12 protein-coding genes are annotated in these 14,712 nt (G+C 32.8%); 5 read left to right on the top strand and 7 right to left on the bottom strand.

Annotated elements, in window-relative coordinates:
- Nucleotides 1-42 precede the first annotated feature (42 nt).
- The 7 genes from KBJ98_RS03560 to KBJ98_RS03530 all read right to left on the bottom strand — a co-directional run bounded on the left by KBJ98_RS03560 (nt 43) and on the right by KBJ98_RS03530 (nt 4,997).
- Entirely contained in the window at nt 43-603 is a 561-nt protein-coding gene (locus KBJ98_RS03560) for a helix-turn-helix domain-containing protein (protein WP_210788310.1), read from the bottom strand.
- A gap of 88 nt (nt 604-691) precedes the next feature.
- Nucleotides 692-994, bottom strand: coding sequence for a heavy metal-binding domain-containing protein (locus KBJ98_RS03555; protein ID WP_210788309.1), 303 nt, complete (start codon nt 992-994; stop codon nt 692-694).
- A gap of 109 nt (nt 995-1,103) precedes the next feature.
- Entirely contained in the window at nt 1,104-1,913 is an 810-nt protein-coding gene (locus KBJ98_RS03550; RefSeq protein WP_210788308.1) for a hypothetical protein, read from the bottom strand.
- On the bottom strand, nt 1,913-2,401 hold the full coding sequence (locus KBJ98_RS03545; RefSeq protein WP_210788307.1) for a heavy-metal-associated domain-containing protein: 489 nt from the start codon (nt 2,399-2,401) through the stop codon (nt 1,913-1,915). The genes KBJ98_RS03550 and KBJ98_RS03545 overlap by 1 nt, the downstream gene beginning before the upstream one ends.
- Before the next feature lie 5 nt (nt 2,402-2,406).
- Nucleotides 2,407-3,264, bottom strand: coding sequence for a DUF3347 domain-containing protein (locus KBJ98_RS03540; protein ID WP_225899050.1), 858 nt, complete (start codon nt 3,262-3,264; stop codon nt 2,407-2,409).
- A 197-nt stretch (nt 3,265-3,461) separates the two neighbouring features.
- On the bottom strand, nt 3,462-3,836 hold the full coding sequence (locus tag KBJ98_RS03535) for a hypothetical protein (protein ID WP_210788305.1): 375 nt from the start codon (nt 3,834-3,836) through the stop codon (nt 3,462-3,464).
- Between the two features lie 474 nt (nt 3,837-4,310).
- Nucleotides 4,311-4,997 (bottom strand): recombinase family protein, encoded by a 687-nt coding sequence (locus KBJ98_RS03530; RefSeq protein ID WP_210788304.1) that lies wholly within the window; start codon nt 4,995-4,997, stop codon nt 4,311-4,313.
- Nucleotides 4,998-5,620: 623 nt separating this feature from the next.
- On the opposite strand from KBJ98_RS03530, the gene KBJ98_RS03525 reads away from it, so the two are divergent.
- From KBJ98_RS03525 to KBJ98_RS03505, 5 genes are all read left to right on the top strand, one after another.
- Nucleotides 5,621-6,424, top strand: a complete 804-nt coding sequence (locus KBJ98_RS03525) for a DUF5131 family protein (RefSeq protein WP_210788303.1) — start codon at nt 5,621-5,623, stop codon at nt 6,422-6,424.
- Nucleotides 6,425-7,003: 579 nt separating this feature from the next.
- Nucleotides 7,004-10,081 (top strand): type I restriction endonuclease subunit R, encoded by a 3,078-nt coding sequence (locus KBJ98_RS03520; RefSeq protein WP_210788302.1) that lies wholly within the window; start codon nt 7,004-7,006, stop codon nt 10,079-10,081.
- Nucleotides 10,053-10,925 carry a BRO-N domain-containing protein gene (locus KBJ98_RS03515; RefSeq protein ID WP_225899049.1) on the top strand — a complete coding sequence of 291 codons (873 nt, stop codon included), beginning with the start codon at nt 10,053-10,055 and terminating at the stop codon, nt 10,923-10,925. The genes KBJ98_RS03520 and KBJ98_RS03515 overlap by 29 nt, the downstream gene beginning before the upstream one ends.
- Before the next feature lies 1 nt (nt 10,926).
- Nucleotides 10,927-12,552 carry an HsdM family class I SAM-dependent methyltransferase gene (locus KBJ98_RS03510; RefSeq protein WP_210788301.1) on the top strand — a complete coding sequence of 542 codons (1,626 nt, stop codon included), beginning with the start codon at nt 10,927-10,929 and terminating at the stop codon, nt 12,550-12,552.
- Nucleotides 12,545-14,464 carry a restriction endonuclease subunit S gene (locus KBJ98_RS03505; protein ID WP_210788300.1) on the top strand — a complete coding sequence of 640 codons (1,920 nt, stop codon included), beginning with the start codon at nt 12,545-12,547 and terminating at the stop codon, nt 14,462-14,464. The genes KBJ98_RS03510 and KBJ98_RS03505 overlap by 8 nt, the downstream gene beginning before the upstream one ends.
- Nucleotides 14,465-14,712: the final 248 nt, after the last annotated feature.

Raw genomic sequence — 14,712 nt, 5'->3', positions numbered from 1 at the left:
ACTTTTTTGGAGTTGCAGAATTTTGGGTTTGATATGCAAAATTTATAAATCTTCTATCTGTTTTCTTTTTATGGTTTTTATATTCCTGAAGAAGGTTGGAGAGAAGCCAGTTACTTTTTTAAATTGATTGCTCAAATGTGAAACAGTACTGTAATTTAAAGAATAAGCAATTTCACTTAATGAGAGTTCATCATACATAATCAACTCTTTTACTTTCTCAATTTTCTGATTAATGAAATACTTTTCGATAGTGGTATTTTCGACTTCGGAGAAAAGATTACTCAATGTATTATAATCTTGACGCAGTTCTTGTGAAAGGTAATTGGATAAATTAATTTTCAAATCGTTGTTTTTATTTTGAACCAAATCAATAATCAGTGTTTTAATTTTATCGATAGTTTTACTTTTCTTGTCGCTAATTAAATCAAAGCCTATACTTCGAAGACTTTTTACTAATTCCTGTTTTTGGTTTTCGGGAATGTCATGTTTCAATTCAACTTCTCCCAATTCAACTGAAATAGGATTAATATCCATATTTTCAAAAACGGACTTCACAACCATTATGCAGCGAGCACAAACCATATTTTTGATGTAAAGCTTCATTGTACAATGTTTTTTGCTAAAACGATATAAACTAACCTTGCTAAAATATTAACAAAGTTAGTTTAAGCTAATGACTAAAAATTAACTGTTATTTGCTTCCTTCACCATTTTCTGGAACAGGTTCAGTCAATTTCATACCGCATTTAGAACATTTGTCATTCATTTTTCCTTGAACTTCAGGATGCATTGAACAAGCATATATGTTAGAATGATCCATCTTCGAATGATCAGTCATTGTAGAATCGTGTTCCATCATTGTTCCATCATTTTTCATTGTTGTAGAATCATTTTCCATCATTTCGTAATCGGTTGTTGATGCTTCTTTAGTTTTTTGGTTACATGAAACCAAAACGAAAGCCATTATTATGGCTGAAAAGATTATTTTTTTCATTTTTTTAATTGATTTAAATTGCAGAATAATTTCTGTCTTGTAATGGTACAAAATATTGTTATTAAGTATGTTACACGTTTGACTAATTAAGTTGTATAATTCATACTACTTACTTGGATGCATTAAAAAAGATGTACTCCAGATTAAAATAAAAGCCATTTGGCGCAGTTCTTAACATGGAACTTACCAACTCTTGTCGGTAAGCCAAATCTATCCGCGCTTGACTATTGATAATAAACTGAATTGCAGGAACAACATCCAGATAGGACTTACCGCTTTTGTTTATGCTTTGGCCTACAAATTCAACCATCAAATTGATGTTAGTCTGCTTGTAGTTGGTATACTTTTTAGGGTACATTAATTTACCAAATGATAAGGTGTAATTTGTTGCATTATCACCAAAGTCATCTGGAAAAGGATAATTAGGTTTATTGTCAAAGGCTTTTTCAAAGCTTACGGATGAACTTATGGCTACTTTTTTTATCAATTTAGTTGCCACAAATCCGGTTTCAAAACCAGTATTATGGCCCATAATTTCGATTTGTTCTTGATGAATATCGGCATTATTGAAACTGTATCTTCCGAATGCTGCCAAACGAAAATGACTGTTTAAATCATCGGTTGAATAAAAGCGATACTTGGTATACAAACTTCCGCCTTCAGTTACCAATTGGTTACTTCGATTGCTTACAAAAGCAGAGCCCCTAAACATTAGATTTTTATTCAACCCATAAGTAACCTCTGGCATCAAATGATAATTATAGCCCGGTACAAATTCTTCCTTAAACAAAGATTGTGAAAGTCGAACACTTATTGTATTTGCAGGCACATTACTCGCAGGATCGGTAACTACAAATAACTCTTGACTGTAATTTTTTTGAAGTGTAAACACCATTAATAAAATGAAAATCTTTCTCATTAGTTTATATATTTAGCATGAAAATCGTCTTCGTTGTTTAAAGCATAAGTTGCTACATTCTTGAGCGATTTAGATAGTTTTTTAAATTCTTTCTCTGTAACATAGCCTTTGTCTAAAATTTGAATTTGGACTTCGGCATTATTAGTTGGAGCTTTATTAACTTCAATATAACCTACTTGCCTAATTGTTTCAGCTTTTGCTGTTAACACCAATGAACCAATAAAAAAACCTGCTTTTTCTACTTTTTCTTTAAATACTTTCGGCGTTAAACTGTTACCCTCTTTTAATGTTACTGTAAATGTATTGGTATTCAAATCGGTTGCTACATAAGCCACTTCTGACATGCTTTTTAGCTGCTTGTTAATAGCGTTGGAACACATGGAACACGTTAAACCTGTTGCTCTAATTTCGGCTTTTACAATTTGCGCATTACTTTGCATTGAGAACATCAAAACCATTGATGTTATGATTATATGTACTTTTTTCATTTGATTTATTTTATAGTTTCAACCGTTTTTCCACAACTTAGCATCATGGAGCCATAATAGGGATTTTTTACTGCATTCTCTTTGCTTAACCAATTAGCACCTGCACCTTCGTTGTACATTGGACAAAATTGATAGTATACAGGAGTTTCATATTTAAAGACTTTGATTAATGAATACATGTCTTTGGATAATGTAGTGAAGTTGTCACGTTGAATTTTAACATCTTTTGTATTAGCAATATTTTCTGCATTCTTTTTTATCGTATTTACAACTTCCATCCACGCCATGTGAACGTCCATTTCAAGCTTTTCCATTTTAACAGTATTGATACTCAATACCAATTCTTTTGCAGCAGCGGTAGTATTATTTCCATTTGAAGCAATTAACGCATCTTTGACCAAAAAGTAATTATCAAAAACCGATTTAAGTTGATTGTCATTTTGAACTATTTTAGTAGTTGCTTCAGCTTGATTACCATGAGTCGAATGGTCTTCGTTACTTGTCATCGCTGTTGTTGTTTCTTTAGCAGGAATTTTTGCTACTCTTTCATATTGACAACATCCGTGAAGATTACTATAAACATCATCTGGAGCAAGGAATTTATCACTATCGTAACCAACTAATGCAATTCTTTTAAGTACTTCGTCTTGATTTGTTTTGGTGGCATCAAAGGTTATAGTAGCCATTTGAGTATCTTGGTTCCAATCGACATTGGCAATTTTTTTTATGTTTCCAGCTTTTTCGATTTTGGTTTCGCACATGCCACAATTTCCATGAATTTTTACATTTTCAGTTTTAGCATTTTTTATTTGTGCATTACTTGTAGTTGATAACAATACAGTAATTGCTATCATTATTTTCATAAATGAATTTTTCATTTTAAATAAAGTTGTAATCAAAGTAAACTACCTTGATTGGTTGATAAAATAAATTTGGATAAATAACAGTAAAGAGGGAAATTAATTTCGATACCCATTTAGGTATAAAAAAAAGAAAAAACTGTTAGATTGAGTAGCAAAATGCTACGAATTTGACATAAATATGGCTGTCAAAAAACGATTTAGCCTATTTTAGGAATGAGCCAAATAGAATAAAAACCATCTGAGATTGATGGTATTGTGTTTGAAAATTTCACTTTCTCAATTGAAGAATAGCTAAACATGTTATTTTTAAAAATGATCTCGGATAACAAGCTTACTGAAGAAGTTGGACAGGTTGAAGAGCATCCGCACTTAGAATGACCGCAATTACCTTTGCAAGATTTGTGGTCTTTCTGTTTTGAATTGTCGTTAGTACAGCAACTCTTTTTTTCTTTTCTAGTTGATGAAACCTCTTTTTTGCAAGAACTCTTGCCTGAAGCTTTACCACAAGCCATAACATTACTGGGCATAAGAAACATGCCTAATAATAATAGTATAAAGTGGTATTTTTTCATATTTTAAAAAGAGCATTACAAAATTAATTAAAAATTATTACTAGATGTTAAAAATGCTGTTAAAAATAGATACGTGTATTATTCAATCAGTTGTTTCGTAAAATATAGATTAGCTATATCAAAATGATTTCATTTTAGATAATACTGCACGTCATGCATACATCACAATTTAAAAATTAAACAAGTTGAATAGAACTAATATGCGGTAACGAATTGTGGTTTCCAAAAACATTTGAACTAATTTTTAGCAAACTAAGCCCCAGTATCATTAGTGGATCGTCCGGCAGGGTTTTCATTTCGTTTTAGATGCGCTTTATCAATACCTTAAATTTTTTTCGATTTAGATAGAAAACATAATTGAGAAACAGTCTGTAAATCGTATTTGTTGTTAATTGTAGTAATCATAATTTGTAGCATGTCCAGTTTGTTATACTAAGGAGCTCTGTTTATTAGTCTTTACAATAAAATATACATCTACAGGTCAAATAATCTTCGGGTGGTCATTAAATGAAACCTTTTACCTTGTGAAGTTTTGAATCCATTGTTATTTAATTGCAGGGTAATTTCAGTTAAAGTACTTCCTGCTTTTTTTAATACATTAGCAAATGCCTTAGCTTTGATTAGATTATGGTTACTTAGCTTTTTTGCTTTTATGGCTTGTTGTCCAAGTAATCTGTTTTCTTCACTAATACAGGATCCGTTACCTAGCTTAGTAATTTGATTGCCCGCCTTTGAAATATGAAAACCATTACGGTGAATATTGTTTTTTATAACATTCAAAGCGTCAGTTGTTCTTTTATGAATAGAATCTAGTTCTTGTTGGGCAACGCTAGCTAGGATATGTAAAGTAAATTTATTTGCGTTAGGCATATCAGCAACTACTATTTCGATATCGCTATCAAGTAATGTCGATATAAATGATACACTTCGTGATAGTCTATCAAGTTTAGCAATCAATAATACCGCCTTATTATCTTTACAAGCTTGTATTGCTTTGTTTAGTTCAATCCTATTTTTTTTACTTCCAGATTCTTGCTCTGAAAATGAATATAACACGACATCTTCACTACTTAGAAAATTCTTAATAATATTTTGTTGCGCTTCAAGTCCTAGATCTTGTCTTTTCGTTGAAGTCCGAATATAAGTAATGTAGTATTTCATTTGTCTTGTCCTAGAGAATTTTTACTGTAAAGAGTAAAGATAAAAAAAAATAACATATTAACAACACCCAATGTTAATATGTTATTTTTAAAAATAGACAGCTATATACTATAATTTTCTTTAGTACTTTTGAGTATTAATAAATCACATTCATATAAATACCTACTTTTGAGATTTTGACATACTTTATCGATGTTGATAATTGTGAATTTTTTTTCATAATAGTAGTAGTTAATTGGATTATGCGCGAAGTTTAATTGTATCAAATTAATACGATCAGTTGTATTATGAGTAATACGGTATATTTAATATTTGATTGACATTATTTTAAATATTCTGTACATTGATTAGCGCTTTTATAATTATGCAACTGTTGCTATATCTATATTCAATGACTTCTAAATGAGTAATTCATTTATGGCTATCGAATATCTATAATACAAAATCACCTATTTTAATGACGGTAAAGTACTTCCCTTATTATATTTGTAAGTTAAAACATAATTTTTTAATACCAACAGAATATTTTAAATAAAATCACACCAAATATTCAACTTTTCTTTTTCCTAAGAGTATATGTAGTAATCAAATCGATTAATAACATAAATTTTAAAAAAAAGAAGATGAAAAAATCCAAAAAAGTAGAATTATCAAAAATTCAGTGGACGGGTGCGACTTGGAACCCTTGGCATGGATGCCGAAAAGTTAGTGCTGGATGCAAATTTTGTTACATGTTTAGAGATAAAGAGCGATATGGACAAAAGCCAACAGACGTTTTGAAATCAAAAACAAAGTTTGACGAACCTACCAAATGGTCGGAGCCGCAATTAATATTTGCCTGTAGTTGGTCAGACTGGTTTATTGAGGAAGCAGACCAGTGGAGACCTGAAGCGTGGCAAATAATTAAAGACACTCCTCACCATATTTACCAAATTCTGACCAAAAGACCTGAGAGAATCTTAGATAACCTTCCTAGTGATTGGGGAGACGGATACCCAAACGTTTGGCTAGGTGTCAGTGTGGAAAGCAATGATGAAAAAGATCGCATCGAAACTCTTTCAAAAGTTCCAGCTAAAATAAGATTTATTTCAGCGGAACCACTCATCGGAGAATTAACATTGGATGAATTTTCATCAAATTTGAAAGAAAATTTTCATTGGATGATAATCGGAGGCGAAAGTGGAAATAAAACAGGAAAATATCTTTACCGGGAGGCTAAGATAGAATGGTTTAAAAGTTTGATTAAAATTTCAAAAAAAACTAATATAAAAGTTTTTGTCAAGCAGTTAGGTACTTTTTTAGCTGAAGAATTGAAATTGAAAGATAGACACGGCGGTGATGCAAACGAGTTTGAAAAAGCCCTTCAAATACGAGAATTCCCAATTAATATGGATGGTTTCAAAATAACTGACGAAAAGGCATTTTAAAAATTTTCTGTCAAATACATTAAAATGGAATCAATTAATTAGATATTAATATAAATCATAATAAAGTGGGTACATTAAAAAATAAAGGGTTCGACTTTTTAATTAAAGTTGAATCCTTTTTTTTATTTTTAGTTGCTATTTTTTCACGTATCACTCCATACTGTTTTTATGTTAATAGCATTAAATGTTTTATAAATAAGTACTTGAAAGGGATCTATATTATGATCTAATTTGTATATCAGAGTATAAAAGGTTACAATACGTTGAAGTAATTTAATTAACAAATATATTTTGGAATTTTACCTTCCACAACTTTAGTCATATTGTATGTGAGAGAGTATATCGCATTATCATGTCGATCATTTGTTGTTTTTTGAACTATTTTAATATCACTAAAAGTGGGTATAGTTTAATTCTATAAGATTTCGTCTATTTACACCAATAAATTTCAAATCTGTCAAACGGCATGTGATTTCTCGGTATAATTTTTCAGTTTACTTTTTTCCTCATTCATCGTAATTAAATATTCGATACTTTAGCAATCGAATTATCAGATTTTAAATTAAAATCAATCCCATAATGACATTCAACGAAGATTCCAGAGTAAAAATTCCAACCTTACTCCATTTAACCCGTTTGGGATACAATTACCTTTCGCTCAAAAACGCTGTTTGGGACGAAAGTACAAATATTTTTACTACAGGTTTTACAGACAGTATTTCCAAAATTAATAGTGGTATTGAGCCCTCTGATGCAAAACGATTATTGGATGAAGTTTCGTTACTATTAGATAATGAAGATTTAGGTAAAGCGTTTTACGAAAGAATCACAGAACGATCCGGAATTCGATTAATTGATTTTGAGAATTTCGAAAACAATACGTTTAACGTTGTCACGGAACTGACTTGTAAAAAAGATGATGAAGAGTTTCGTCCTGATATTACGTTATTAATCAACGGGATGCCATTGGTTTTTATTGAAGTAAAAAAACCTAATAATCAAAATGGAATATTAGAAGAGCACAAACGTATCGAAAGACGTTTTCAAAATAAAAAGTTCAGAAAGTTTGTCAATACTACCCAATTGATGGTTTTTTCCAATAATATGGAGTATGACGATAATTCACAAATGCCAATTGAAGGTGCTTTTTACGCTACGGCATCCTACCAAAAACCGTCATTCAACTATTTTAGAGAGGAAGATACTTTTAACCTGAATGCACTAGTTTCAGATTTTGATGATGAAATTGAAACTTTAGTTTTAAAGGATAACAATCTCGTTGGGATTAAAAATTCACCTGAATTTATAACCAATAAGAATCCAGATTCACCCACAAATAGGATTTGTACTTCTTTGTTCCAAAAGGAACGTCTGAAATTTATGTTGCAATATTCCATAGCTTACGTGAAAGGAAGTAAAGGTTTGCAAAAACACATCATGCGGTATCCGCAGCTTTTTGCAACCAAAGCCATTGAAGCCAAGCTGGAAGAAGGCGTTAAAAAAGGGATTATTTGGCATACACAAGGAAGCGGGAAAACAGCCTTGACGTTTTACAACGTGAAATACCTAACCGATTATTTTCAAAAGAAGAATATCATACCTAAGTTTTATTTTATTGTAGACCGTTTAGATCTATTGACTCAGGCTTCTAAAGAATTCAATAGCCGTGGACTGGTCGTGCATAAAATCAATTCCAGAGAAGAGTTTGCTAAGGATATAAAATCAACTAGTGTGATTCATAATAATTCCGGTAAAGCAGAAATTACCGTAGTCAATATTCAGAAATTTCAGGATGATGCTGATGTGGTTCGTAATACCGATTACCAACTCAACATTCAACGGGTGTATTTCTTAGACGAAGTACACCGCAGTTACAATCCAAAAGGAAGTTTCTTGGCCAACTTAAACGAGTCCGATCCCAATGCGATTAAGATTGGTTTGACAGGAACACCGCTGCTAGGAACCGATTATAATTCAAAAGCCTTGTTTGGCGGCTACATTCACAAATACTATTACAATTCCTCGATTGCGGATGGTTATACCTTGCGTTTGATTCGGGAAGAGATTGAAACTAATTACAAGCTGACATTAAAACAAGCTCTGGAAGAAATTGACGTGCTAAAAGGCAATGCTGATAAGAAAATTGTCTACGCACACCCTAAGTTTGTAGAACCAATGCTAGATTATATTGTTCAGGATTTTGAAAAAGCACGCATCTCAATGAATGATAATACGATTGGTGGCTTGGTGGTTTGTGATTCTTCGGAACAAGCTAAAATGCTGTTTGAAATATTCGAATCGAAATATGCTACAAATACAACCGTTGATAATAGTTTGTTACAAGCTGCGGAACCTTTGGAAAATTATGGATCTAAAAAGAAATCCGAAAGCAAAGTAACCACTGCTGCGGTAATCCTTCACGACATTGGCACCAAAGAAGAACGCAAAAATAAAGTAGAAGAATTCAAAGACGGTAAAATTGATTTTCTATTTGTGTATAACATGCTATTGACTGGTTTTGATGCGCCAAGACTGAAGAAATTATACATTGGTCGTGTGATTAAAGCCCATAATTTATTGCAAACTTTAACCCGTGTCAATAGAACTTATAAAGATTTCAGATACGGTTATGTGGTTGATTTTGCAGATATTCAAAAAGAATTTGATAAAACCAATCAGGATTATTTCAACGAATTGCAATCGGAATTAGGGGATGAAATGGAACATTATTCCAACATCTTCAAGTCGCAAGAGGAAATCAATGCAGAAATCAAGGAAATAAAAGACGTTTTGTTTCATTTTGATACCATGAACGCTGAGATTTTCTCGCAACAAATTACCCAAATCAATGACCGAAGCGAAATCCTGAGAATCACGCGGGTGTTGAATAATGCCAAGAGTTTATACAACTTGATTCGGCTGTCCGGGAATTACGAACTGTTGGAACAACTCGATTTTCATAAGCTGACGGTTTTATCCCGTGATGCTAATAATCGTTTGGCATTGATTAATGCAAAAGAAGCTCTGGAAAGCAATATTGATACCTCAAATCTATTGAACATTGCTTTAGAAGATGTTATTTTTGCATTTGTAAAAGTGAAGGAAGAAGAAATGGTTTTGGCAGATCAACTCAAGAACATTCTTCAAAAAACCAGAGAAATGCTGGGCGGTAATTTCGATCAAAAAGCACCCGAATTTATTTCGTTGAAAGAGGAACTGGAACGCTTATTCAAAAAGAAAAATTTGAATGAAGTGACCAAAGAGGAAATGGAACGCAACATCAAGGAACTTGAAAAGATATACACGCAAGCCAAAGAATTAGAACGCAAAAACCAATTGCTGAGAGCCAAATATGATAACGACGAAAAATACGCCCGCTTGCACAAACGATTAATGGAAAAAGATCCCTTGACGGATAGCGAATCCAAACTTTTTGAAGCCTTAAACGGATTGAAAATAGCCGTTGATGCACAAATTATTCAAAATTCTAAAATGCTAGAGAACGAAAGTTTTGTGGAACGTATGGTAATGCGATTGGTGATTGACCAGTTCAAAAATAAACAGCATATGGAATTGGATGCAACCACAACCAAGCGCATCAACGGAATGATTGTCAAAGAATACATGAATGAGTTTTATGGACGAACAGCCTACTAATATGAAACAGCAAGAAGCCATTCAATTATTTGAAGAAAAAAAAGTAAGAACCCTTTGGAATCAAGACGAGGAAAAATGGTATTTTTCTATTGTTGATACCGTGAGTGTACTAACTGATAGTCCTAATCCACGAAAGTATTGGAGTGTACTAAAAACAAGATTAAAAAAAGAAGGAAGTCAGTTGACTACAAATTGTAGTCAACTGAAAATGCAGTCAGCTGATGGAAAATATTATAAAACCGATGTTGCTGACACCGAACAACTTTTTAGGTTAATTCAGTCGATACCTTCGCCTAAAGCGGAACCTTTTAAAGTTTGGTTGGCGCAAATAGCTGCAGAACGCTTGGACGAAATGCAAGATCCTGAATTGACTATTGACAGAGCATTGGAACAATATATGAGTTTGGGTTATTCGGAAAATTGGATTAACCAACGCTTAAAAAGTATTGAAATCCGAAAAGAATTAACGGATGAATGGAAAAGTAGAGGATTGAAAGAAGGGCTACAGTTTGCAACACTTACTGATATTATTTCTAAAGCCTGGTCGGGGAAAACAACCAAAGAATATAAAATGCTCAAAGGCTTGAAAAAGGAAAACCTGAGAGATAATATGACCAACACCGAATTGATCTTAAATATGTTGGCAGAAGCTTCGACCAAAGACATTTCGAAAGCGACCAATCCTGAAACCTTTGAAGATAATAAGGAAGTAGCCCAACAAGGCGGTAATGTTGCCAAAGTAGCCATGAAAGAATTAGAATCCAAAACAGGCAAAAAAGTAGTGACTGCATTGAATGCAAAAGACAGTTTAAAACAAATAGAAGACAAAAAGAAGAAAAAATAAAATGACTACCACAATACAGTTTGAAAAGCAAACCAAAAACCTCATAGACGATTTAAAAAGCGTTTGTGCCAATTACGGTTTGGGAAATGACGGAAACGAATTCAAGATTATCACCCAAGTCTTTTTATATAAATTCCTAAACGATAAATTTGTTCACGAAGTAAAACAACTCGATGATAAAATAGCAAAAGCCGACAATTGGGAAGAAGCTTTAAGAGCATACAATGACAATGATTATGAAATGCTGATGATGTCAATGAGCGAAAGTACTGCCCGTTTACAACCCAAACATTTTATTTCAAGCTTACATGTAAGACAAAACGAAGCTAATTTTTCGGATTTATTTGACAATACCTTATTGGATATTGCAAAAGAGAATAGTGCTCTGTTTTCAGTAATTACCGAGGGTGGCGAGAAAATTGTCTTGTTCGAAAACATCAGTAAATATGTAACGGATAAGCGTGATGATTTTTGCAAAGCCATCATCAATAAACTAACTAACTTTAGTTTTGAAAATATCTTTCACGAAAAGTTTGATTTTTATGCAACCATTTTTGAGTATTTAATCAGCGATTACAACACCAACAGTGGCGGAAAATATGCAGAATATTTCACACCGCATGCCGTAGCCAAAATCATGGCGCGTTGTTTAGTAAGTGAAAACGTGAGCAATGTGACGTGTTATGATCCAAGTGCGGGATCCGGAACGCTTTTGATGAATTTAGCACACCAGATTGGTGAAGATAAATGTACCGTGTATTCTCAGGATATTTCTCAAAAATCCTCAAACTTGTTACGACTAAATTTAATCCTGAACGATCTCGTACACTCGATACCGAATATTGTGAAAGGAAACACCATCCTCGAACCGTACCACAAAGACAAAAACGGACGCTTGCAACAGTTTGATTACATCGTGAGTAATCCTCCGTTTAAATTGGATTTTTCGGATTATGTTGCGGATTTGGACAGCAAGGAAAACCACGAACGTTTTTTTGCAGGAATGCCTAATATTCCTAAAGCCAAGAAGGACAGCATGGCTATTTATCCTTTGTTTGTGCAACACATTATGTATTCGCTTACCGCCAAAGGGAAAGCGGCTATTGTAGTACCCACAGGATTTATCACTGCACAAAGTGGTATAGAACGAAAAATACGCGAACAAATGGTAGAGCGCAAAATGTTGCGTGGCGTAGTAAGTATGCCGAGTAATATTTTTGCCACGACAGGAACCAACGTTTCTATTTTGTTCCTTGACAAAACAAACAGCAAAGGCGATATTGTATTGATGGATGCTTCTAAACTGGGCACTACCGTAAAAGAAGGCAAGAACCAAAAAACATTATTATCCCCACAAGAAGAAGATTATATCATTGATACGTTTAACCAGCACGAAGCCAAGGAAGATTTTTCGGTGGTGGTTTCTTACGACGATATCAAAGCCAAAAACTATTCGTTGAGTGCCGGACAGTATTTTGAAGTAAAAATTGAATATACTGATATTTCACCAGCGGAATTTGAAGACAAAATTAAGACTTTCGAAAGTAATTTAAGTTCGCTTTTCAACGAAAGTAAAACTTTGGAAATGGAAATTCAGAATAATTTGAAAGGGTTGAGATATGAGTAAGGTGATGACTTTAATGAATGACTTAATAGAATTAATTTCTATGGGGCCTTTTGGTTCCGATATTAAAGTTGATAATTTTATCAGTGATGGAGTACCTGTTTTAAATGGATCAAATGTTTCAAGCATAAAATTAACTGAAACATCATTCAAATATGTATCTCCAGAAAAAGCTAAAGCACTTAAAAAAGCAAATGCTAAACGAGGTGATATTATTATTACACATCGAGGAACAGTTGGTCAAATTAGTTATATTCCTGATAATTCTAAGTATGATAATTATGTAATTTCACAAAGTCAATTCAGAGTTTCATTGAAAAGAGATTTAGTTGATCCAATATATTTCACATATTACTTTCATACTGATGAAGGGCAAAAAAGGTTATTATCTTTCAAAAGTCATGTTGGTGTTCCAGCTTTGGCACAAGCAACAACAAATTTCCGTTTATTAGAATTTCCATTAATTCCATTAAATGAACAACAAAAAATTGCCAAAGTCCTTTCTGATTTAGATGCCAAAATAGAACTCAACAACCGCATCAATGCCGAGCTCGAAGCGATGGCAAAAACGCTGTATGACTATTGGTTTGTGCAGTTTGATTTTCCTGATTCCAACGGAAAATCTTATAAAACTTCTGGTGGTAAAATGGTTTGGAATGAGGAATTGAAAAGAGAAATTCCTGAGAGGTGGGAAGCTGGCGAATTGAAAGATATTGCAAATATTACAATGGGACAATCTCCACCAGGCGAAAGTTATAATGATGAAGGAAATGGAATGATATTTTATCAAGGGTGTACTGATTTTGGAAATAGGTATCCAACCATTAGAAAATTTACTACTTCGCCTACTAGATTTGCAAAACAAGGGGATATTCTATTGAGCGTTAGAGCACCAGTAGGAACTTTAAATATTTCAAAAGAAGATTGTTGCATTGGTCGTGGATTAGCGTGTCTGAATAGTAAAAACGATGCTATTACTTATTTGTTTGGTGTAATGGTCAATCTTAAGCAAACTTTTGATAGAAGAAATGCTAGTGGAACAACTTTCGGTTCTATTACTAAAGATGATTTATTTTCACTACCAGTTATAATTCCAAATGAAAAAACTGTCAGAGCATTCCAAAATCTAGTATTTCCTGCTTTTGAAAAACAAAACAAAATTGAATTAGAAAATATAGAACTCGCTTCACTTCGGGATTGGTTGTTACCTATGTTGATGAATGGTCAGGTAAGTGTGGGTGATGTTGCGGAAGAGTTGAGGATGGTTGCGGAACCAATTGAAATTTATCAAAAAACAGAAAAAAAGATTGTTGAAAAAGTAAAAAAAGTAAAAATTATTCCAATAAAATTAAATCCTGTAGATGTTTATAAAAGAACATTGTTAGCCGCTGAGATTGTTTTTCAGTTAAAAGACACATATACTTTAGGTCATTTAAAGCTGCAAAAAATGTTATATCTCTGTCAGGAAATAGAGAATATGGCTTTACCGATGAAGTTCTTAAAACAAGCCATGGGTCCATATGACAACCAACTTGCGCGTTCATTAGATAAACAGTTTATTGAGAAAAAATGGTTTATGTATCAAAAAAATGAGTCGTTAAAATACAAGCCACTTGAAAATTGTGGAAAACACAGAAATGATTTCAATAAATATTTTGAAGAACAAGTTGAAGGTATCAACTACTTGATCAAAAAGTTTTCAAAATTCACTTCTAATCAAATTGAAGCTGTTGCTACTTTATACGCTTGTTGGAAAGAAGCTATTGATAATAATGAGCTAATTAACGATAAATTGATAATTAGTAGTTTTTATAAATGGTCTAAGGAAAAAGAAAAATTTAAAGAAGAGAATTTAGTGAAGGCTTTAGATTGGATGAGAAAGAATGGGGTTGAGCCTAAAAATCAAATTGACTAATCGATTGCTAACACCATCTCGGTTAATCACAGATTTTTCTCTATGGTTCCATTCGGCGACTTCAATCTATTGTTTCGTATTTCATTGTACAAATATTTTGTCGTTGTTTTATCTTCTTTTTCTTTGTGGCTTCTACAGAAGGATCCAGTTCGTGTATGAAGGCCACGGCTTCCAAAGTTCATTTAAATGTCACGTAAATGATGATCGAGTGCTGCTGGATACAATATCATTTAATAATTAATTTTCGC

This window comes from Flavobacterium erciyesense (genome assembly GCF_018069925.1).
Lineage (GTDB): Bacteria > Bacteroidota > Bacteroidia > Flavobacteriales > Flavobacteriaceae > Flavobacterium > Flavobacterium erciyesense.
The sequence above is the reverse complement of the archived record's forward strand: the minus strand, read 5'-3'. Positions and strand labels throughout refer to the sequence as shown.

Bases quoted from the DNA above. Each gene is read 5' to 3' on its own strand.
- KBJ98_RS03560 (WP_210788310.1), bottom strand. From the start codon at position 603: ATGAAGCTTTACATCAAAAATATGGTTTGTGCTCGCTGCATAATGGTT.
- KBJ98_RS03555 (WP_210788309.1), bottom strand. From the start codon at position 994: ATGAAAAAAATAATCTTTTCAGCCATAATAATGGCTTTCGTTTTGGTT.
- KBJ98_RS03550 (WP_210788308.1), bottom strand. From the start codon at position 1,913: ATGAGAAAGATTTTCATTTTATTAATGGTGTTTACACTTCAAAAAAAT.
- KBJ98_RS03545 (WP_210788307.1), bottom strand. From the start codon at position 2,401: ATGAAAAAAGTACATATAATCATAACATCAATGGTTTTGATGTTCTCA.
- KBJ98_RS03540 (WP_225899050.1), bottom strand. From the start codon at position 3,264: ATGAAAATAATGATAGCAATTACTGTATTGTTATCAACTACAAGTAAT.
- KBJ98_RS03535 (WP_210788305.1), bottom strand. From the start codon at position 3,836: ATGAAAAAATACCACTTTATACTATTATTATTAGGCATGTTTCTTATG.
- KBJ98_RS03530 (WP_210788304.1), bottom strand. From the start codon at position 4,997: ATGAAATACTACATTACTTATATTCGGACTTCAACGAAAAGACAAGAT.
- KBJ98_RS03525 (WP_210788303.1), top strand. From the start codon at position 5,621: ATGAAAAAATCCAAAAAAGTAGAATTATCAAAAATTCAGTGGACGGGT.
- KBJ98_RS03520 (WP_210788302.1), top strand. From the start codon at position 7,004: ATGACATTCAACGAAGATTCCAGAGTAAAAATTCCAACCTTACTCCAT.
- KBJ98_RS03515 (WP_225899049.1), top strand. From the start codon at position 10,053: ATGAGTTTTATGGACGAACAGCCTACTAATATGAAACAGCAAGAAGCC.
- KBJ98_RS03510 (WP_210788301.1), top strand. From the start codon at position 10,927: ATGACTACCACAATACAGTTTGAAAAGCAAACCAAAAACCTCATAGAC.
- KBJ98_RS03505 (WP_210788300.1), top strand. From the start codon at position 12,545: ATGAGTAAGGTGATGACTTTAATGAATGACTTAATAGAATTAATTTCT.